We start from the raw sequence: 19200 nt of genomic DNA, 5'->3' as shown, positions 1-19200 counted from the left end.
CTTTGTAAGATATTCATAAGTCTATTATGCAGGAAAAAGGAAGAAAAAGAAACCCCCTAACCCCTCAAGATTGAGGGGAAGGGGAGCTGAATAGGCGAAGCCTATTTTTTAGGTGTACCCCAAATTATAATAACCGAATTCCGTTAGCAAAAGCTGTGTCTACAATCTCTTCTGGCCATGTAGAAGACTGTACTTCACCGATATGAGCTTTTCTTAAGCAGTACATACAAATACGGGACTGTCCAAGACCTCCCCCGATTGTATATGGAAGTTCATGATTCAAAAGAGCTTTTTGGAAATCAAGTTCTGCGCGTTCCGGACAGCCGGCCAAGTTAAGCTGACGTGCTAACGCTTCCTCATCAACGCGTATTCCCATAGAAGAAAGTTCTAATGCAATGTCAAGAACCGGATAATATACAATGATATCACCGTTCAATTCCCAGTCATCATAATCCGGTGCACGCCCATCGTGCTTCTCGCCGGAAATCAATTCTTTTCCGATCTGAGAGATGAAGACAGCTCCCTTTTCTTTGACAATCTTATATTCTCTTTCCTTAGGAGTGGAAGAAGGATATAGATTCTCCAATTCCTGTGAAGTGATGAAAGTGATCTCTTCCGGAAGAATCGGATCTATGTAGTTATATCTTCTAGAGATATATTCTTCTGTCTCGCGAAGCGCAGCGTATACTTTGCGGACAGTATACTGCAATGTCTCCATATTGCGTTCTTCTTTAGAAATTACTTTTTCCCAATCCCATTGATCGACATAAATCGAATGTATGTTATCGGTATCCTCGTCTCTTCTAATCGCATTCATATCTGTATATAAACCCTCACCTGAGTGAAAACCATAGCGCTTTAATGCATAGCGTTTCCATTTTGCAAGGGAATGTACAATTTCCACCGGGGTGTCGTTCTGCTCTTTGATCCCAAAAGCTACTGGACGTTCCACGCCATTTAAGTTGTCGTTCAGTCCAGACTCCGGTTTGACAAAAAGTGGAGCGGATACACGTGTCAGGTGCAGTGATTTCGCAAGGGCACGCTCAAAGTGGTCTTTGATCTCTTTGATTGCAACTTCTGTCTCACGAATCGTAAGTGGTGCTGTGTATCCTTTAGGGATGATTAAATGTTCCATATGCAAGTCTCCTTTTTACTAAGATTATCGAACGTGTGGCTTTAGATCACACAAACGATAGTAATAGTGTAGTGTCAGTAATGGCAATGTGTCAAGAGAAAATAAGCAATTTGCATAGAAAAACTTAAGAATTGGGTTAGAAAGATTTTATATAACTGACACAAGTTAGTCATGATTTACTGATAAAATAAAATTGTTTCAAAAGGAATATACATATAAGAGTATGAATATAATGATAAAGTTGGAAATAGATATGGATGGAGGAATTTAGTATGCAGAAAGAAAAGAAACAGAAATATCAGGAAATGATATCGATTGAGGAATACTTGATGAAGAGGCGAAAACAAAAAGAAATCGAAGACAGACAATTCAGACAAGAAGAAAGCCCTGCCTTTTTTGCGGCAGAGCTATATGTGTAACACAGAGTTAGTCATCCTTATTCTTGTGCGACAATCTGTAAAACAGTGTGTATGCATATAAAAGAATCGGAAGCAGGATTGTCGCAGCAATAGAAGCTTTGAATAGCCACATTGTATTTGGTGAATCAAAAATTGCAAAGAAAAGAGTGCTCAGATAAAGTGCTGCTAACAGAATAACGCCTAAGAGCGCAAGAATTCGTTTTGTCTTACTCATAACTATTGTCTCCTCATATATGATAGTTTGATTATAGCGATAGATTTTCAAAAATGCAAATAGAAACTATTGACCAGAGAGTTGTATGGTGATATTCTATAAAAAAGAAGCTTTTAAATGATGAAAAACTATACAAAATGGTGAAAATGTAAAGAATCAAGGAGGTTTCGGCAATGAAAAAAATTATAAACAATGTGGATGCGGTAGAGAATGAAATGGTTTTGGGAATGGCAAAAGCATATCCGCAATATATAAAAAAATTAGATTGCGGAAATGTGGTGGTAAGATCCAGAAAAAAAGAAGGAAAAGTTGCTCTGATCAGCGGTGGCGGAAGCGGACATGAGCCGGCACATGGTGGATTTGTAGGAGAAGGTATGCTGGATGCTGCCGTTGCAGGACCGGTCTTTACTTCTCCGACGCCGGATCAGATTTATGAAGGTATCAAAGCGATAGCGACGGACAAAGGTGTCTTTATGGTTGTAAAGAACTACACCGGCGATGTCATGAATTTTGAGATGGCAGCAGAGATGGCGGAGATGGACGGTATTCCGGTCAAATATGTTGTTACGAATGATGATGTTGCGGTTCAGGACAGTTTGTATACAGTTGGGCGCCGCGGTGTAGCAGGAACGATTTTTGTACATAAAATAGCAGGTGCAAAAGCGGAGGAAGGTGCAGAACTTGAAGCGGTACAGGCAGTTGCACAAAAAGTGGTCGACAATGTGAGAACCATGGGAATCGCAATCAAGCCTTGCACGGTTCCGGCAGCAGGGAAGCCGGGATTTGAGCTGAGTGACGATGAAATGGAGGTAGGAATCGGAATTCACGGAGAACCGGGAACGCACAGGGAGCCATTGAAAAGCGCAGATGAGATTGTAGATATGTTGCTGGAAAAGATTCTCGCAGATATTGATTATGCAGATAGCGAAGTGGCTGTTTTGATCAACGGCGCAGGAGGAACACCTCTTATGGAATTGTTTATTGTAAACAACCATGTGCCAGATGTACTTGCTGCGAATGGAATCAAAGTATATAAGACATTTGTCGGAAATTATATGACATCGATTGAAATGGACGGATTTTCAATTTCTCTGTTGAGACTGGATGATGAGATGAAGAAACTGCTGGATGCAAAGGCAGATACACCCGCATTTAAGGCATAGTGTAGAAAGAAGGAACGACTTATGGTGAATCAACAAAAGGTAATTGAGATTTTAAGAAACATCGGAGAGACGATTGAGAAAGAAAAACTGTTTCTGACAGAGCTTGATAATGTAATCGGTGATGGGGATCATGGAATTAACCTTTCACGCGGTTTTCAGGAGGTGGAAAAAAAGTTAGATACGCTTGCTGACAAAGATATTGGAACGATTTTAAAGACGGTTGGAATGACACTTGTATCTACGGTGGGAGGCGCATCAGGACCGCTTTATGGGACTGCATTTATGAAAGCAGGGCAATTGATGGCAGGAAAAGATGCGGTGGACATCAATGGTTTTGTGGAAATTCTAAAGGTTTCCATAGAGGGAGTTAAAATGCGCGGCAAATCCACAACCGGTGAAAAGACGATGCTGGATGCAATGGTTCCGGCGCTTGCTGCAATGGAGGGCGCTCTTAAAGCTGCAAAAGATTCGAAAGAAATATTGTTGGAAGGAGTGGAGGCAGCAGAGGATGGTGTCGCATATACGAAGACTATCATTGCCACAAAGGGAAGAGCAAGCTATTTGGGAGAACGCAGTATTGGGCATCAGGATCCGGGAGCTACTTCGTTTACATTAATACTAAGCGTGATTGCAAAAAGTCTGTAAGGAGGGTAAGCATGGTAGGAATTGTAATTGTATCTCATAGTCGAGAGTTGGCGGACAGCATTGTGGAGTTTACAAAGATGATGGCTCCGGAAGCGCTTATTCGTGCGGCGGGAGGTATGGATGACGGAACACTCGGGACGAGTTATGAAAAAATATATCAGGCAATCGAGGACGTTTATTCCGAAGACGGAGTGCTTGTGATGATGGATATGGGCAGTGCTGTTATGACAACAGAGATGGTTCTGGAGGAGATGACTGACAAGAAAATTGAGATGATAGACTGCCCGATTGTAGAAGGAGCAGTGGCGGCCACAGTTGCCGCATCCGCAGGAGCTGATTTTGGAGAAGTGAAACAAAATGCATTGGAAGCAAAAACAGTTTCTAAATTTTAAAGTGTAAAACAAAGCATACTGAGAAAAAACAGTTTCGGTATGCTTGTTTTATGAAGAAAAATGAGATATAATAAAGCGATAAGAATGAAAATACAAAGGAGTTATAAACATGGCATTATTAGAAGAATGGAGAGCAGTTGCATATTCAAAGGAGATGGATCGTGCAGCATTACAAAAATTTTGGGGAACCTATTTTCAAATTGAAAAAAATATCTATGAGAAATTATTGACAAATCCGGATGAGGAAGTAAAAGGAACAGTCAAAGAACTTGCAGAAAAGTATGAAATTGACGTGTTTACAATGACAGGATTTTTGGATGGAATCAATGAAAGCTTAAAAGAAGAGAATCCAATTGAGACAATGGAAGAAGATACAGTTGTAAACCTGATCTTTGACAAGGAAAAGTTATATAAGAATATGGTGGATGCAAAAGCTGACTGGTTGTATGAATTACCGCAGTGGAATAACATCTTTACACCGGAACGCAAGAGAGAATTGTATAAAGAACAGAAAAATTCAGGAACAGTCCGCAAAGAAAAGAAAATTGGAAGAAATGATCCTTGTCCATGCGGAAGCGGGAAAAAATATAAAAAATGCTGCGGTAAATAGTCTATGGCATCAGGATTCATTGCACTTGGAATTTTAAGTATCCTATATTATGGATTTGTTGTGTGGTATACGAAGCGATGGAATGGAACATTTACGTGGTTCTGGGCGGTGTTTGGGGTGGCGAATATCGGAATAGGAATACTGACCAGGGAAATTCCGATTTGGTTTGAGTATATTTTGACCGGTGTTTTTATTGTTCTGTGGATGATTTTTTTCTGTGTGGAAGTGCTGATTCTTTGTGCGATGATATCGGTTGTTCCGAAAAATTTGAGATACATTATTATTTTAGGGGCGCAGATTCGCGGGAAAAGAGTGACTGAGGCATTAAAAAGAAGGCTTGACCGTGGAATCCGTTATCTCAATGAGAATCCAGAGACGATTGTAATCGTATCGGGAGGCAGAGGGAAAGGTGAGGATATCGCGGAGGCAGAAGCGATGGCAGAATATTTGGAAAATTGTGGGATTGATACAACCAGAATCTGCCTGGAAGAAAAATCGACGTCAACATATGAGAATCTGAGAAAAAGTCTTGCTTTTATAGATGATGAGAGACAGGATAAAATAGGAATTGTTACAAATAACTTTCATATTTACCGAGCTGTGAAATTGGCAAAATCAATCGGATACAGAAAAGTTTATGCGCTTACAGCAAGCAGTAATCTTGCTGTATTTCCCAATTATATGGTGAGAGAATTCTTTGCAGTGCTTGCTCTGTTTCTGAGACTGCGAAAGCACAAGATGGACGAAGAGTAAATGTATAAAATGAAAACGAGTGTGAAATACTATCTCTGATATAATTTAGAAAATATAAGGAGGTATGATCATGCCAGAATTGAAATGTACAGTACAGACATGTACACACAATAAACAATTTTATTGTGATCTTGATGCAATTGAGGTTCAGGGGGATTCCGCAAAGAAGTCGGATGAGACGTGCTGCGGAAGTTTCGTGGAGCGAAAAGGAGATTCTTACAGCAATGTAACAGGTGAGGCGTCTCCGACAAGCAATATCGATTGCAAAGCGGTTGAATGTATGTATAACAATGCGTGTAAATGCCATGCAGGGAAGATCAGCGTGGAGGGCAGCAACGCATGCAAATGCGGTGAGACTGAATGTGCAAGTTTTGAATGCAGCAAATAGTGAATGAGGTTGGGCGCAGTAAAGGTTTGAAACTTTTACTGCGCCCTTAATTGTGTTCTTGTTGACGATTCTAAGAAGGTGGCGTTATAATGGAGCGTAGATGTAAATTGGGAGAGGAAAGGATTCGAATACATATTATGGAAAATTCAAAGGAAACGAAAACGTATCATGATAAAAGACCTCAGTTTCGAAATAAAGGTCCTTCAAAATTAAGACAGCAGTTTGGAAAAGGAATGACCGCATTTCTTGTTGTTGCAGCAAGTATTGTTTTTTATTTTGCATTTTTGCGATTTAATGGAATTTCTAATATTTTTGAAAAGATATTTCAGATATTAAAACCAATTATATATGGTCTTGTGATTGCATATCTTTTGAATCCGATTGTGAAATTGGTAGAAAGACATCTTACTCCTTTTTTGGAGAAAAAACTAAAGAAAAAAGAAACGGCACATAAAATCGGACGGGGAACCGGAATCTTTACAGCTTTGATTTTTTCTGTGTTTGTGATTGTGGCACTGTGTAATATGCTGATTCCGGAATTGTACAAAAGCATCCGAGATTTGATTGTGACACTTCCGGAGCAGATGAATAATTGGGCACAAGATATGAATGCATTTTTAATCAGTAACTCAACTTTGGATACGATGCTGAAGAATATCATCACAGAGGGAACAGATGCGGTGGAAAACTGGCTGAAGACGGATTTACTTCAACAGGCGAACACTTTGATGTCAAATCTGACGGTGGGAGTAATCAATGTTGTCAGTGAGATCATGAATGTGTTAATCGGATTTATTGTCTCTGTATACGTACTGTTTAGCAAGGAACTGTTTTCCGGTCAGTGCAAAAAAATTGTGTACGCACTGATGAAGCCGGATCACGCTAACATGGCGCTTCACATTACGAAAAAGAGCAACGAGATTTTTGGTGGATTTATCATTGGAAAGATTATCGATTCTGCGATTATCGGGGTGTTATGTTTTATAGCACTTAGCATTATGAATATGCCGTATACTCTTATTGTCAGCGTGATTGTCGGAGTGACGAACGTAATTCCGTTTTTTGGACCTTATATTGGAGCAATACCGAGTACGATTCTGATTATGATTGCGGAACCGATACAGGGGTTGTATTTTGCTATTTTTATACTGATTTTGCAGCAAATTGATGGGAATATCATTGGACCGAAGATTTTGGGAGATTCTACCGGTCTGTCCGCTTTTTGGGTTGTCTTTTCCATCCTGCTTGGAGGAGGACTTTTTGGATTTGTCGGAATGATTATGGGAGTGCCGACCTTTGCTGTCTTGTATTATATTGCGCAAATATTTATCAACCAAAAGTTGGAGCGCAAAAAACTTCCAACATCATCTGAGAGGTATGGCAGTGAAAGCTATGTGAATGATGAAGGAGAATTTATTGAATGTGAAGAAAAAGGAGAATAATTTATGCCGATTCGTGTACAAAATGATTTGCCAGTAAAAGAAATACTGGAACAGGAAAATATATTTGTGATGGATGAACACCGTGCGATGCATCAAGATATCCGTCCGATTAAAATTGGGTTATTGAATCTGATGCCATTGAAGGAAGATACGGAACTTCAGATTTTAAGATCACTGTCGAATACACCATTGCAGGTAGATGTGATTTTTGTAAATGTGTCTAGTCATGAATCTAAAAATACATCAACCAGCCATCTCAACAAATTTTATGTGCCGTTTGAGGAAATCAAAGATCAGAGATTTGATGGCTTTATCATCACAGGTGCTCCGGTAGAACAGATGCCGTTTGAAGAGGTTGATTACTGGGAGGAACTGAAAGAAATCATGGAATGGACGAACACACATGTGACATCTACAATGCATTTGTGCTGGGGAGCTCAGGCGGGACTTTACTATCATTATGGGATTGATAAAGTATCGTTGGATGCAAAGGTATTTGGCGTGTTTGAGCATCATGTAAAAAATCGGAAAATTCCATTGGTGAGAGGATTTGATGATGTGTTTTACGCACCACATTCTCGTCATACAATAGTTCCGACAGAAGCTATTGAGAACGAAGAGCAGTTGATAATCCTTGCAGAATCTGAAGAAGCAGGCGTATTTCTGACAATGTCTTTGGATGGTAAGCAGATATTTGTAATGGGACATCCGGAATATGATAGGGTGACTCTAGATAAAGAGTATAAACGCGATAAGGCAAAAGGACTTCCAATTAAAATCCCGGAAAATTATTATGAGGAAGATGATGATACGAAAAGACCGCTTTTGACATGGCGCTCACACGCGAATAACTTGTATACAAACTGGGTCAATTATTATGTATATCAGGTGACACCGTATAACTTGGACGGAACACCATTCTAATGCGGGACTTAAGGGATTTGTTGAAAAGTCAGAATATCGTAAAATGATGTGAAATATCGGGCAATATCGTGAAATTGGGAGTACAAAGGGAGTATAGAAAAGCCCTTATGGGAGTACAAAAAATATGATATAAATTGTCTTTTGAAACAATATTATGAGGGTATGTTGTGTTTTGCAATATGCCCTTAAATTTTTGAGAAAAGTAATGCTAAAGACTAGGAAATGTGATAGAATGGCAGAAATAAACAAATTAGAGGTGTTGACAATGAAAATAAGGAATAAAATATGTTTAGTCTGTTCTATATTTTTATTGATTTTCAGCTTAGCAGGTTGTTCTTCAAAAGATATTGAAAAACCGATAATTTAGTATCAACTCAAAATATGAAATTAGTATGTGAAGAAACAATATCTCCAAACGAGGACTACGTTAACAACAAAGAGGATGTTGTGAAGTATACTATAGAAATATATCAAGATGAAAATAATAGGATTTTAGTTAATGCGAAATCTAATTCTAATTTTTTTGAGCCACTTCAATATGAAATTGAATTTAATACGAGCATTTCAAAATCAGATGTAGATATAGAATGGACAACATTGATGGGAAATCCTACACCAACAGCGGATGACCAGTTAGGAATAGCTTATGTGTCTATTTTAGAAAAGGGAAAAGATTTAAACGAGATAAAAATTAGCTTTGTTAACCGAGGAATTGAGATTATTGAAGATACACTGGAAAAGAAGTGATTAGATTTCAATAGTATATGGATATGTAAACTTTAAGTTGTAAGGGAGATTTATGATGAAAAAAATTTCATTAGTATTTTTACTATTATGCTCAGCGTTTTTATTTGGATGTTCAGGAAAAGAAGATGGCGAAATGCCTACAGTAACAAAGCAATCGGAACAATCAGAAACGGATAATAAAAATGCAGTTAGTAATGAAAAAGAAAATATCACAGAAGAAATTATTGATTTAAGTAATTATTTTAATGGGATAAAGGGTTGTGCAGTAATATATAATCCAATAGAAAATACATGTTATTTTTATAACGAGGACTTGGCGAAACAGGAGGCTTCTCCGTATTCAACCTTTAAGATTATTTCTGCATTAGCTGGTATTCATAATAATGTCATTAAGGATGAAACATCAACTATGAATTACAATGGAACGCAATATCCTAATTTGGAATGGAATAAAAACTTAACTTTGAAGGAAGCATTTCAAACATCATGTATTTGGTATTTTCGTCAGGTTATTAATGCAGTAGGAAAAAATGAAATTCAAAATGAGTTAAATAAGTTGGACTATGGGAATAAAGATATTTCTGAGTGGGAAGGCAGTAATATAAATCCGTATGAAGAATTGAATGGCTTTTGGCTAAATTCTTCATTGAAAATTTCACCTTTACAACAAGTGAAAGTTTTGGAAAAAATATTTGATGGTCAAAGTATTTATAGTAGTCAAGAAATTGAAACAGTCAAAGAAATTATGTTGATTCAAAATGATGAAACGCAAAAAATCTACGGAAAAACTGGTTCTGGTTCCAATGGAGAAGCGTGGTTTGTAGGTTTTATTCAAACAAATGATCAAAGAATATATTTAGCTACATATCTTAGCGATCTTTCAAAGTCGGGAGAAATTTCGGGCAGTACAGCCAAAGAAATTTCTCTGAAAATAATAAATGATAAGATGGACTGAATTGTAGAAATGAATTTCAGAGATTAGACACACAACTAATATGTAAACTGTGCAGTTACTTAGATTGTGGAATAGAAGAATTGATAGAGTATGTGAAAGAATGAGAGCCTGTCGGATTGAAGAAAATTCGTGCAGGCTTTTGTGATGTCAAGAAACAAGGCGTAGCCGATACGCCGTAGGGCAGTCCTTGACGGAACGGACACAGCCAACAGCACCATGATACAGCAGAGGACTTGACTTAAACAGAGTTTGTCAGTATCATATCAATTTTCCGCGAATTGATTTGGCAATCGACGATAGAAAACCGTATTTGAGTATTCCCGATTTGATTATACGGACAAAAGAGGGATTGCTTTCCACAAAACTAAGGGAGATAGATTTTCATGATTCGGGAGAACTGAAAGAGGAAGTGTTTCAGAGTAAAGGTGGAAGTCTTTATCTCGGCAGTTCAGCTAGTAATTTAAGATTGATATTTTATGAAAAGGGATATGAACAGAATAAAAAGTATGGAACAGCAAAATACGATTTTTAGAGAAACCAACAGACAGCACGACAACACGAAAAAGGCTTTATCCAATCTATCAAGCGTGGGCGGAACTGATGAAAAATATAGGCAAGATCAAACTTACCATGCAACCGCAGAAGAAAAGTTTACAAAAGGTATGAGATTACCAATATAATCTCTCTTCTCTATCTTCCCAACCTCTGCAAACAGTTTTAAAGACGGAGCAACATACTTTTCTAACCATTCCCATAGCAAATGGAGAAAAGCTACCTATACCACAATGTTGATGGAGGGCAAGCTGAACACTTATTTTGCCGACATTCACAGGCAGGCGCAGGAACACTTTAAAACACTTGTAGAACAAATGAAACAGGCACAGGGTATCACGGAGCAGTTAAAGGCTGAAAACGCCTTAGAATAGGTTGGACGAATGAATAACATACGTGCGTGTGCTATGGAGGTTGTGAATGAGGAAATCATCTACACCTAAAGTATTGTAACGCATATAGCAGTAAAACCGTGGTGGGTAGGGATAATTCCTTACCCGCCCTATTTTATACTTTTTTGAGCCGCTTAAATAAGCCGCTTTGACACCAAAAGCGTTACATTACTTAATATCTGCATCTGTTATAGACAGCAGGTAAGGGGGATACTCCGTTTGCTCATTTAATGGCATTTTAACGCTAAATTTTGTACCTCTTACAACAAAGCAGTTGAGAAAATGATACGAATGATTATAATAATTGGAGGAGGTGCGATATGGATATTCAGATTATTGAACACATAAAAGAAACATTAAGCGTAATCATTCAGTGCAATAAAATTGATGATGAAATTATGAGATTAAAATCGCATATCGAATCATTTGATAATAAATTGTATGCCCAAAAAGACGGTACGCAATTTTTGGTAAATTCATCAGAAGTATTATACTTCGAATCTGTAGATAATCATACCTTTCTATACACGGAGGAAGATGTTATGGAAATCAAACAAAGGTTATATGAACTGGAGGAAATTTTATCCGATAAAGACTTTGTCCGAATTTCAAAGTCACTTATTATAAACATAAATAAAATACGTTCCCTAAAACCAGAGTTAAATCGCACCATTTTAGTAACGCTGTGTAATGGAGAGTTATTATATATTTCCAGAAAATATGTACCGTTTGTGCGGAAACTATTATCAATATAGGAGGATAGCAATGAAAAACAACAAAAATGATATCATAAAATTTTTCATTTGGATGAGAAATGGGATTGCTTTTTGCACGACGTGGCTTCTTATCATCTGGATAGCATATTGTCATATTTCCAATCAGCAACAAATTTCAGTAAGTATGTTAACTAAATTACTATTTTTTGTGATTGGTGGCGTGTTGATTTTTAATATTCTTTTTACAAAGGTTTTTATTAAAAATTGGGCTTTCACAAAAAGGTTAACCTGCTTTATGGTATTGTTTAGCTTATATGAGTGTCTAAACTTCTATTGGATTGGATTTTTTAGCGGTATAGGAACATTTATTCAGTGGTTAGTTTTTATCGGAATTATATGTGTTCTTTATTTCATTTGTATTGCAATATACCAGTGGTATAGCAATAAACAAGGAGAAATTTATACGCAAGCTTTGGTAAAGTATCAACAACAAAGGAGAAAAGCAAATGGGAAATAGAAAAGAGTTAGTATCAACATTGCAAGAGCTGAGAGAAGATAATATAAGAAAACAAAAAAGAGGGTTGCATTTTATTGTTGCTTCTGTTTTCATTTGGGTAGCAGTCTTAGGTATCCATATATCCTCATTGCCGATTATGTCAAAAAATTTATTCACCTTTTGCTGTTCAACACCATTAGTTCCGTTGGCTTTTTTACTCTCGAAAATTTTGAAAATTGATTTTCAAAATAAAGAAAATCCACTTTCAGGATTGGGCTTGCTTATTTCACTTAATCAAATGCTTTATATATTGATTGCTATGTGGGTATGTGCGTTTATGCCAGAAAAAATGTTGATGGTTTATACTATGATTTTCGGTGCCCATCTTTTACCATATGGTTGGCTATATCAATCAAAAACATATTATGTTTTTTCTATTATGATACCGATTATTGTATTGTTGCTTGGGGTATATGCTCCAACATATTATATAGCGGTATTTATGCTAATCACAGAGATAATTCTTTGCTTTTTACTAATCATTGAAAATAAGAAAGTTAGGTTTTATGGTAAAACAGATTTAGATTCTAATGGAGAAACGGGGGCATTTACGGAAATAGAAGACGAAATACTTGAAAATGGCTGTCAATAGATGACGGCCTATTTTTTTATCCAAAAATATGGAAGAGAGAATCTAATATTTTTGTCTATTATTCCGATTTGACGAAAGACAATCAGAGTGATAGTATTAATATTACGTAGAAATACTGTATATAGTGATTTGAGCTTAGAACAACACTAAATATAGATGATAATATAAAACAGAAAGGAAGAGACGGATGATCAGAGTAATCAAAAAAGATGGGACAAAAGAAGAGTTTAACGTACAGAAAGTTGTTGTTGCCGTCAATAAATCAGCATATCGTGCGTTGATTAAGTTTACAGATGAGGAGCTGCAATTTATTTGCCAGTTTGTAGAAGAAGAAGTAGAAAAGATGGACACAGAAGAGATACGCATCGCACAGATGCACAACGTTGTGGAGGGGGCTCTTGAAAAAGTCAATCCGACTGTTGCAAAAAGTTATAGAGACTACCGCAATTATAAGCAGGATTTTGTTCAGATGTTAGATGAGGTTTACAAAAAAAGCCAGTCTATCATGTACATCGGAGACAAAGAGAACAGTAATACAGACAGTGCGCTTGTGTCTACAAAAAGAAGTTTGATTTTTAATGAACTGAACAAAGAGCTTTATAAGAAATTTTTCCTGACTGTGGAAGAGATTCAGGCAATTCGCGAAGGTTATATTTACATTCATGATATGTCTGCGAGAAGAGACACGATGAACTGCTGTCTGTTTGATGTGCAGAATGTTTTGAGTGGCGGATTTGAGATGGGAAATCTTTGGTATAATGAGCCGAAGACATTGGATACAGCATTTGATGTAATTGGGGATATCGTGTTAAGTGCTGCGAGCCAGCAGTATGGCGGATTTACAGTGCCAAGCGTGGATGATATTTTAGAGCCATATGCAGAGAAATCTTATAAAAAGCATTTGGAGAAATATATATCTTTAGGATTGCCGAAAGAAAAAGCTGAGGAAGTGGCGTGGAAAGATCTGGAAAAAGAGATGGAACAGGGATTCCAGGGATGGGAATATAAATTCAATTCCGTATCATCAAGCCGCGGAGATTATCCATTTATCACAGTGACAGCTGGAACGAACACTTCGAAGTATGGAAAACTTGCCACGATTAAGATGCTTCAGGTGCGTCAGGAAGGACAGGGGAAAGAAGGACATAAGAAACCGGTACTCTTCCCGAAACTTGTGTTTTTATATGACGAGAACCTTCATGGACCGGGGAAACCATTGGAGGATGTGTTTGAAGCCGGAATTGAATGTTCCAGAAAGACAATGTATCCGGACTGGCTGAGTCTGACCGGAAAAGGTTATGTTGCAAGTATGTACAAGCAATACGGAAAGATTATCAGCCCAATGGGATGCCGTGCATTCCTTTCACCATGGTATGAAAGAGGCGGTATGACTCCGGCAGATGAAAATGATACGCCGGTATTTGTGGGGCGTTTTAACATTGGTGCTGTGAGTCTGCATTTACCTATGATTTATGCAAAAGCAAAACAGGAAAGCAGAGATTTCTATGAGGTGCTTGATTATTATCTGGAACTGATTCGTCAGCTTCATATCCGCACATATGATTATCTTGGAGAGATGAAGGCGTCAACGAACCCGCTTGCTTATTGTGAAGGTGGTTTCTATGGTGGACATTTGGGACTGTATGACAAGATCAAACCGTTGTTAAAATCAGCAACTGCATCGTTCGGAATCACAGCCTTCAATGAATTGCAGCAGCTGCACAATAAAAAATCGTTGGTAGAAGATGGGGCGTTTGCACTTGAAGTACTAGAATATATTAATAAGAAAGTCAATCAGTTCAAAGAAGAAGATGGTCACTTATATGCAATTTATGGAACACCTGCAGAGAATCTGTGTGGAGTGCAGGTTCAGCAGTTCCGTAAAAAATATGGTATTATTGAGAATGTATCAGACAGAGAATATGTAAGCAACAGTTTCCACTGTCATGTGACAGAAGATATTACGCCGATTGAAAAACAGGATTTAGAAGGACGTTTTTGGGATTTGAGTAACGGTGGAAAGATCCAGTATGTCAAATATCCGATTAACTATAATAAAGAAGCAATCAAATCGCTTGTGAGAAGAGCGATGGATATGGGATTCTATGAGGGGGTTAATCTGTCGCTTGCATATTGTGATGACTGTGGACATGAAGAATTGTCGATGGATGTATGCCCGGAATGCGGAAGTACTAACTTGACAAAGATTGAGCGTATGAATGGATATTTATCCTACTCCCGCGTCAAGGGGGATACACGTCTAAACGACGCAAAAATGGCGGAAATAGCGGAAAGGAAGAGCATGTAATATGCGTTATCATAATATTACAAAAGATGATATGCTAAACGGAGATGGTCTTCGTGTTGTACTATGGGTATCTGGTTGTGTGCATTGCTGTAAGGAATGCCACAATCCGATTACCTGGGATCCGAATGGGGGATTGGAATTTGATGAGGCGGCAAAACAGGAGATTTTTGATGAATTAGAAAAAAGTTATGTCAGCGGTATCACTTTTAGCGGTGGTGACCCACTTCATATTAGTAATGTATACGAAGTGACAGCACTTGCAAAAGAAATCAAAGAAAAGTATCCCACAAAGACAATTTGGCTGTATACCGGCTCTACATGGGAGCAGATTCAGACAATGAAACTGATGAGATATGTAGATGTGCTTGTGGATGGAGAGTTTGAAGTGGATAAAAAGGATGCTAATCTACATTGGAAGGGAAGTTCTAATCAGAAAGTAATTGATGTACAAAAGACATTAGAAAAAGGAGAAATTGTATTACATGAAGAGGATTGCTAAGTTTCACAAAGTAAGTTTTGAACAATTTAAAGAAGGATGGCTCGATACGTTTGGTGAGGTAGAAGAAAGCGAGATTCAAAACATTTATGATGCTGTCAAACTTCCGAAAAGAGCGACTTCGGGTTCGGCGGGATATGATTTCTATACCCCGGTATCGTTGACGCTCCAACCGGGAGAGACGGTGAAGATTCCGACTGGAATCCGTGTGGAGATGGAAGAAAACTGGGTTTTAAAATGTTATCCGAGAAGTGGGCTTGGTTTTAAATTTCGCCTGCAGCTTAATAATACAGTTGGTATTATCGACAGTGATTACTTTTATTCGGACAATGAAGGGCATATTTTTGCAAAGCTGACAAATGATACGAATGAAGGAAAGGTTGTAGAACTTTCTGTGGGCACCGGATTTATGCAGGGAATCTTCGTGGAATATGGGATTACAATAGATGATGATGTGACTGAAGTGCGAAACGGTGGACTTGGAAGTACAACAAAATAAGAGAAATGCAGTATAAAACCTCCACATTTGGGAATTCTAACCAAGAGATGACAAATGTGGAGGTTTTTGTATGGTAGATAAAAAAGTGACAAAACAGGTGAAAGCATCGCTTCAGGAAAATGTGACATATTTAAACAGCATACTTCCAGTCAGTGAAAGTTTTGACCTGATTCAGCGTGATATGATTATCGGAGAAAAGCAGAGTACATTTTACTTCATTGATGGATTTACGAAAGATGAGACAATGCTTAAAATCATGACATCTTTTTTTGCGTTGAAAAAGGACGATATGCCAAGTAATGCAACTGGGTTTTCCAAGATGGCGCTTCCGTATGTGGAAGTGGACATTATTGCTGATTTTGACATGATCATTCGGAATATATTGTCCGGAGTTACCTGTCTGTTTATTGATGGATATGAGGCTTGCATTGCAATTGACTGTCGCACATATCCGGCAAGAGGAGTAGAAGAGCCAGATAAGGATAAATCGCTCCGCGGGTCAAGAGATGGGTTCGTGGAGACGATCGTGTTTAATACGGCATTGATGAGGAGAAGAATACGAGATCCTCATCTTGTGATGAAGATGATAGAGATTGGAAATAGTTCCAGAACCGATGTAGCAGTCTGCTATATGTCTGACAGAGTGGATCAGGAACTGTTAGACAATTTATTGAAAAGGCTTGATACAATCAATGTGGATGCGTTGCGAATGAATCAGCAAAGTCTTGCAGAAGAATTGTTCAAACGAAAATGGTTCAACCCGTTTCCGAAATTTAAGTTTACAGAGAGACCGGACACGGCTTCTGTATGCCTGCTGGAAGGGAAAGTCGTACTTTTAGTTGACAATTCACCGTCTGCGATGATTCTTCCGACTTCGATTTTAGACATTATTGAGGAGGCAAACGACTATTATTTTCCAACTCTTACAAATGTATATTTGAAAGTATCGAGGGCGATTATTACCTTTGCAACAGTCTTTCTGACACCGGTATTTTTGTTATTTATGCAGAACCTCAACTGGCTTCCGGAGGCATTTCAGTTTGTGTCATTGAAAGATACGGTCAATATTCCGCTTATTTTCCAACTGCTGATATTGGAGCTTGCAATTGACGGACTTCGGCTTGCGGCGATGAATACGCCAAGTATGTTAAGCACGCCGCTCAGTGTGATTGCAGGTATTGTCATGGGGGAATTCTCGGTCAAATCAGGATGGTTCAACTCAGAGGTTATGCTTTATATGGCGTTTGTCGCTGTGGCGAATTATACACAGCCGAATTTTGAACTTGGATATGCGTTGAAATTTATGCGTCTGTTGCTTTTAGTCCTTACAGCGTGCTTTAACTGGATTGGATTTTTGGCGGGAACAATCATTATTATCTGCTCTATTGCATTTAACAAAACACTATCAGGAAGAAGTTATTTGAATATCAAATTAAATTAAAAGTACGCTTCGGCGTACTTTTTGCGAAAATCTCTTATTTACACCATGAAAAACTTTTTGCGAAAGAAAAGAAAAAGTGATAGAATAGAGAAATAAATATTGCCAAACAGGAGGGAAAAAGATGAATGAGTTTGTAATTGTATCAGATAGTACTGTGGATTTACCAAAAGAATATTTACAGGCAAAACAAGTTCCGATCATCTCACTGTCTTATATTATGGACGGAGTTACATATGAAGAGATGGATGGACTGTCACATAAAGAATTTTTTGAAAAGCTGAGAACAGGTTCGCTTCCTACAACGTCTCAGATCAATCCGGAACAGGCGCGCGAAGCGTTGGAGCCGCTTGCAAAAGAAGGGAAAGATATTCTTTATATCGGCTTTTCTTCTGGACTAAGTGGAAGTTATAACAGTGTGCGGATGGCAGCAGAAGATTTGAAAGAAGAATATCCGGACATCAACATTATTACTATAGACAGTCTCTGCGCGTGCATGGGAGAAGGATTGCTTCTATATAAAGCTTTAGAATTGAAAGAGTGTGGAATGTCAATGAAAGAGATTGTGGAATGGGTGGAAGCGAACAAGCTTCATATCTGTCACAATGTAACGGTAGATGATCTCAACCACCTTCACAGAGGTGGGCGTATCTCTAGGACGACTGCGGTTGTCGGTTCCATGATTAAGATTAAACCAATCATCCATATGAGTGATGAGGGAAAACTGGTTGTTATTGGCAAAGAACGAGGCAGGAAAAAATCATTGATTTCGATTGTAGACCGCATGGAAAAGCAGATGCAGGGATACGATAATGACATTGTGATGATTACGCATGGTGATTGTATAGAGGACGCTGAATTTGTGAAGAAACAGGTAGAAGAACGGTTTGGGATTCACAACGTGATGATCAACGGAATCGGTTCAGTTATCGGAAGCCATACAGGTGCTGGTGTGGTGGCTGTGTTCTTTATGGGGGATAAGCGTTGAGTATAATGGGAGAAATCTGTAAAGATGTGCTGATTGATGGAGTGAGGATGATTCCGTTTTTGCTTTTTGCATTTTTGCTGATTGAATTAGTGGAAAAGTATACGGGAGAGAAACGAGATCGGATTCTGATGAAGGGAAATAAAGCGGGACCGATCATCGGAGCGCTGTTTGGATGCATACCGCAATGCGGATTTTCCGTGGTAGCGGCGAATCTGTATGCAGAGCGGCTTATCTCAGTCGGAACTCTTCTTGCGGTGTTCATGTCAACATCAGATGAGGCGATCATTGTGATGTTGGGATATCCGAAGAGTGGAGATAAGATTCTTACAATTTTAGGTCTCAAAGTTGTGATTGCAATTGTTGTTGGATATTTCGTAGATCTATTTTGGAAAAGAAAGCATTTTGCCTTAAAGCAAGAAAGAACGTGGAAAGAGCAGGGATGTACTTGTTGTGGTGGACACAACGGCATCTTGAAAGCGGTCGTATCTCATTCCTTCAAAACACTTTTGTACATTATGCTGTTCTCGATGGTACTGAATCTGGTTATCGAGGGAATTGGAATTGAAAGAATTCAAGAGATCTTGATGAATGATTCTCCGTTTCAGATTGTTCTAAGTGCATCGGTAGGTTTGATTCCGAACTGTGCTTCATCGATACTGATTACAGAGTTATATATGAAAAATGTCCTTGCGCTTCCGTCTGTGATGGCAGGGCTACTAGCAAGCGGTGGAATGGGACTGATTGTATTGTGGAAAAACAATCGGGACAAAAAAGAAAATTTAAAAATTGCAGCAATGTTATATATTGGTTCGATCTTAATCGGTGTGGTCTTACAGATTTTATTCATCGGCATGAAACATTAAAAGGAGAAATTCA

At 38.3% G+C, this 19200-nt stretch carries 23 protein-coding genes and 2 pseudogenes; 23 read left to right on the top strand and 2 right to left on the bottom strand.

Annotated features, from left to right (window positions below; translation table 11 throughout):
* Nucleotides 1-124: 124 nt before the first annotated feature.
* Entirely contained in the window at nt 125-1135 is a 1011-nt protein-coding gene (gene asnA / locus ACTQXY_RS08190) for an aspartate--ammonia ligase (RefSeq protein WP_441659075.1), read from the bottom strand.
* Between the two features lie 272 nt (nt 1136-1407).
* Here asnA and ACTQXY_RS08185 point away from each other — a divergent pair, with 272 nt between their 5' ends.
* Nucleotides 1408-1554 (top strand): hypothetical protein, encoded by a 147-nt coding sequence (locus tag ACTQXY_RS08185; RefSeq protein WP_022250312.1) that lies wholly within the window; start codon nt 1408-1410, stop codon nt 1552-1554.
* Nucleotides 1555-1561: 7 nt separating this feature from the next.
* Here the strand turns inward: ACTQXY_RS08185 and ACTQXY_RS08180 are convergent, their stop codons facing one another.
* Nucleotides 1562-1768 (bottom strand): hypothetical protein, encoded by a 207-nt coding sequence (locus tag ACTQXY_RS08180; RefSeq protein WP_441659074.1) that lies wholly within the window; start codon nt 1766-1768, stop codon nt 1562-1564.
* 173 nt (nt 1769-1941) lie between these two features.
* Between ACTQXY_RS08180 and dhaK the strand changes: the two genes are divergently transcribed.
* From dhaK to ACTQXY_RS08070, 22 genes and pseudogenes are all read left to right on the top strand, one after another.
* Nucleotides 1942-2931, top strand: coding sequence for a dihydroxyacetone kinase subunit DhaK (dhaK, locus tag ACTQXY_RS08175; protein WP_441659073.1), 990 nt, complete (start codon nt 1942-1944; stop codon nt 2929-2931).
* Between the two features lie 21 nt (nt 2932-2952).
* A complete protein-coding gene (dhaL, locus tag ACTQXY_RS08170; protein WP_441659072.1) occupies nt 2953-3576 on the top strand; it encodes a dihydroxyacetone kinase subunit DhaL in 624 nt (207 codons plus the stop codon).
* A gap of 11 nt (nt 3577-3587) precedes the next feature.
* Nucleotides 3588-3968 (top strand): dihydroxyacetone kinase phosphoryl donor subunit DhaM, encoded by a 381-nt coding sequence (gene dhaM, locus ACTQXY_RS08165; protein WP_441659071.1) that lies wholly within the window; start codon nt 3588-3590, stop codon nt 3966-3968.
* A gap of 109 nt (nt 3969-4077) precedes the next feature.
* Complete coding sequence (locus ACTQXY_RS08160; protein ID WP_441659070.1) at nt 4078-4578, top strand: SEC-C metal-binding domain-containing protein; 501 nt, start codon at nt 4078-4080, stop codon at nt 4576-4578.
* A 3-nt stretch (nt 4579-4581) separates the two neighbouring features.
* Nucleotides 4582-5331 carry an ElyC/SanA/YdcF family protein gene (locus tag ACTQXY_RS08155; protein ID WP_441659069.1) on the top strand — a complete coding sequence of 250 codons (750 nt, stop codon included), beginning with the start codon at nt 4582-4584 and terminating at the stop codon, nt 5329-5331.
* 70 nt (nt 5332-5401) lie between these two features.
* Nucleotides 5402-5719, top strand: a complete 318-nt coding sequence (locus ACTQXY_RS08150) for a DUF1540 domain-containing protein (RefSeq protein WP_441659068.1) — start codon at nt 5402-5404, stop codon at nt 5717-5719.
* A gap of 89 nt (nt 5720-5808) precedes the next feature.
* Nucleotides 5809-7161 (top strand): AI-2E family transporter, encoded by a 1353-nt coding sequence (locus ACTQXY_RS08145; protein ID WP_441659067.1) that lies wholly within the window; start codon nt 5809-5811, stop codon nt 7159-7161.
* 3 nt (nt 7162-7164) lie between these two features.
* A complete protein-coding gene (gene metA, locus ACTQXY_RS08140; protein ID WP_441659066.1) occupies nt 7165-8085 on the top strand; it encodes a homoserine O-acetyltransferase MetA in 921 nt (306 codons plus the stop codon).
* A 447-nt stretch (nt 8086-8532) separates the two neighbouring features.
* Nucleotides 8533-8832 (top strand): hypothetical protein, encoded by a 300-nt coding sequence (locus tag ACTQXY_RS08135; RefSeq protein ID WP_441659065.1) that lies wholly within the window; start codon nt 8533-8535, stop codon nt 8830-8832.
* A 52-nt stretch (nt 8833-8884) separates the two neighbouring features.
* Nucleotides 8885-9787, top strand: a complete 903-nt coding sequence (locus ACTQXY_RS08130; RefSeq protein ID WP_441659064.1) for a penicillin-binding transpeptidase domain-containing protein — start codon at nt 8885-8887, stop codon at nt 9785-9787.
* Nucleotides 9784-9891 carry a helix-turn-helix domain-containing protein gene (locus ACTQXY_RS08125; RefSeq protein ID WP_441659077.1) on the top strand — a complete coding sequence of 36 codons (108 nt, stop codon included), beginning with the start codon at nt 9784-9786 and terminating at the stop codon, nt 9889-9891. Before ACTQXY_RS08130 ends, ACTQXY_RS08125 begins: the two co-directional genes overlap by 4 nt.
* Before the next feature lie 134 nt (nt 9892-10025).
* A pseudogene (locus tag ACTQXY_RS08120) lies at nt 10026-10450 on the top strand (replication initiation factor domain-containing protein); the annotation flags it as partial.
* A gap of 95 nt (nt 10451-10545) precedes the next feature.
* Nucleotides 10546-10782: pseudogene (locus tag ACTQXY_RS08115) on the top strand (TnpV protein); the annotation flags it as partial.
* A gap of 269 nt (nt 10783-11051) precedes the next feature.
* The gene (locus ACTQXY_RS08110; protein WP_441659063.1) at nt 11052-11486 is read left to right on the top strand and encodes a LytTR family transcriptional regulator DNA-binding domain-containing protein; all 435 of its coding nucleotides are present in this window, start codon (nt 11052-11054) and stop codon (nt 11484-11486) included.
* A gap of 10 nt (nt 11487-11496) precedes the next feature.
* A complete protein-coding gene (locus tag ACTQXY_RS08105) occupies nt 11497-11964 on the top strand; it encodes a hypothetical protein (protein ID WP_441659062.1) in 468 nt (155 codons plus the stop codon).
* Entirely contained in the window at nt 11954-12595 is a 642-nt protein-coding gene (locus ACTQXY_RS08100) for a DUF7010 family protein (protein ID WP_441659061.1), read from the top strand. Before ACTQXY_RS08105 ends, ACTQXY_RS08100 begins: the two co-directional genes overlap by 11 nt.
* A 187-nt stretch (nt 12596-12782) precedes the next feature.
* Nucleotides 12783-14903: an anaerobic ribonucleoside-triphosphate reductase gene (gene nrdD / locus ACTQXY_RS08095; protein WP_441659060.1), complete on the top strand. Its 2121-nt coding sequence runs from the start codon at nt 12783-12785 to the stop codon at nt 14901-14903.
* 1 nt (nt 14904) lies between these two features.
* Nucleotides 14905-15402, top strand: coding sequence for an anaerobic ribonucleoside-triphosphate reductase activating protein (gene nrdG, locus ACTQXY_RS08090; protein ID WP_441659059.1), 498 nt, complete (start codon nt 14905-14907; stop codon nt 15400-15402).
* On the top strand, nt 15386-15898 hold the full coding sequence (locus ACTQXY_RS08085; RefSeq protein ID WP_441659058.1) for a deoxyuridine 5'-triphosphate nucleotidohydrolase: 513 nt from the start codon (nt 15386-15388) through the stop codon (nt 15896-15898). The genes nrdG and ACTQXY_RS08085 overlap by 17 nt, the downstream gene beginning before the upstream one ends.
* Nucleotides 15899-15968: 70 nt before the next feature.
* Entirely contained in the window at nt 15969-17339 is a 1371-nt protein-coding gene (locus ACTQXY_RS08080) for a spore germination protein (protein WP_441659057.1), read from the top strand.
* Nucleotides 17340-17460: 121 nt separating this feature from the next.
* On the top strand, nt 17461-18324 hold the full coding sequence (locus ACTQXY_RS08075) for a DegV family protein (RefSeq protein WP_441659056.1): 864 nt from the start codon (nt 17461-17463) through the stop codon (nt 18322-18324).
* A gap of 5 nt (nt 18325-18329) precedes the next feature.
* The gene (locus ACTQXY_RS08070; RefSeq protein ID WP_441659076.1) at nt 18330-19187 is read left to right on the top strand and encodes a putative manganese transporter; all 858 of its coding nucleotides are present in this window, start codon (nt 18330-18332) and stop codon (nt 19185-19187) included.
* Nucleotides 19188-19200: the final 13 nt, after the last annotated feature.

Origin of the sequence: Faecalimonas sp. LCP19S3_D12, assembly GCF_052121495.1 — a bacterium.
GTDB lineage: Bacteria > Bacillota > Clostridia > Lachnospirales > Lachnospiraceae > Faecalimonas.
The sequence above is the reverse complement of the archived record's forward strand: the minus strand, read 5'-3'. Positions and strand labels throughout refer to the sequence as shown.

What these genes read in the sequence shown, in the direction of transcription:
- asnA (WP_441659075.1), bottom strand. Translation starts at nt 1,135, where the DNA reads ATGGAACATTTAATCATCCCTAAAGGATACACAGCACCACTTACGATT.
- ACTQXY_RS08185 (WP_022250312.1), top strand. Translation starts at nt 1,408, where the DNA reads ATGCAGAAAGAAAAGAAACAGAAATATCAGGAAATGATATCGATTGAG.
- ACTQXY_RS08180 (WP_441659074.1), bottom strand. Translation starts at nt 1,768, where the DNA reads ATGAGTAAGACAAAACGAATTCTTGCGCTCTTAGGCGTTATTCTGTTA.
- dhaK (WP_441659073.1), top strand. Translation starts at nt 1,942, where the DNA reads ATGAAAAAAATTATAAACAATGTGGATGCGGTAGAGAATGAAATGGTT.
- dhaL (WP_441659072.1), top strand. Translation starts at nt 2,953, where the DNA reads ATGGTGAATCAACAAAAGGTAATTGAGATTTTAAGAAACATCGGAGAG.
- dhaM (WP_441659071.1), top strand. Translation starts at nt 3,588, where the DNA reads ATGGTAGGAATTGTAATTGTATCTCATAGTCGAGAGTTGGCGGACAGC.
- ACTQXY_RS08160 (WP_441659070.1), top strand. Translation starts at nt 4,078, where the DNA reads ATGGCATTATTAGAAGAATGGAGAGCAGTTGCATATTCAAAGGAGATG.
- ACTQXY_RS08155 (WP_441659069.1), top strand. Translation starts at nt 4,582, where the DNA reads ATGGCATCAGGATTCATTGCACTTGGAATTTTAAGTATCCTATATTAT.
- ACTQXY_RS08150 (WP_441659068.1), top strand. Translation starts at nt 5,402, where the DNA reads ATGCCAGAATTGAAATGTACAGTACAGACATGTACACACAATAAACAA.
- ACTQXY_RS08145 (WP_441659067.1), top strand. Translation starts at nt 5,809, where the DNA reads ATGGAGCGTAGATGTAAATTGGGAGAGGAAAGGATTCGAATACATATT.
- metA (WP_441659066.1), top strand. Translation starts at nt 7,165, where the DNA reads ATGCCGATTCGTGTACAAAATGATTTGCCAGTAAAAGAAATACTGGAA.
- ACTQXY_RS08130 (WP_441659064.1), top strand. Translation starts at nt 8,885, where the DNA reads ATGATGAAAAAAATTTCATTAGTATTTTTACTATTATGCTCAGCGTTT.
- ACTQXY_RS08110 (WP_441659063.1), top strand. Translation starts at nt 11,052, where the DNA reads ATGGATATTCAGATTATTGAACACATAAAAGAAACATTAAGCGTAATC.
- ACTQXY_RS08105 (WP_441659062.1), top strand. Translation starts at nt 11,497, where the DNA reads ATGAAAAACAACAAAAATGATATCATAAAATTTTTCATTTGGATGAGA.
- ACTQXY_RS08100 (WP_441659061.1), top strand. Translation starts at nt 11,954, where the DNA reads ATGGGAAATAGAAAAGAGTTAGTATCAACATTGCAAGAGCTGAGAGAA.
- nrdD (WP_441659060.1), top strand. Translation starts at nt 12,783, where the DNA reads ATGATCAGAGTAATCAAAAAAGATGGGACAAAAGAAGAGTTTAACGTA.
- nrdG (WP_441659059.1), top strand. Translation starts at nt 14,905, where the DNA reads ATGCGTTATCATAATATTACAAAAGATGATATGCTAAACGGAGATGGT.
- ACTQXY_RS08085 (WP_441659058.1), top strand. Translation starts at nt 15,386, where the DNA reads ATGAAGAGGATTGCTAAGTTTCACAAAGTAAGTTTTGAACAATTTAAA.
- ACTQXY_RS08080 (WP_441659057.1), top strand. Translation starts at nt 15,969, where the DNA reads ATGGTAGATAAAAAAGTGACAAAACAGGTGAAAGCATCGCTTCAGGAA.
- ACTQXY_RS08075 (WP_441659056.1), top strand. Translation starts at nt 17,461, where the DNA reads ATGAATGAGTTTGTAATTGTATCAGATAGTACTGTGGATTTACCAAAA.
- ACTQXY_RS08070 (WP_441659076.1), top strand. Translation starts at nt 18,330, where the DNA reads ATGGGAGAAATCTGTAAAGATGTGCTGATTGATGGAGTGAGGATGATT.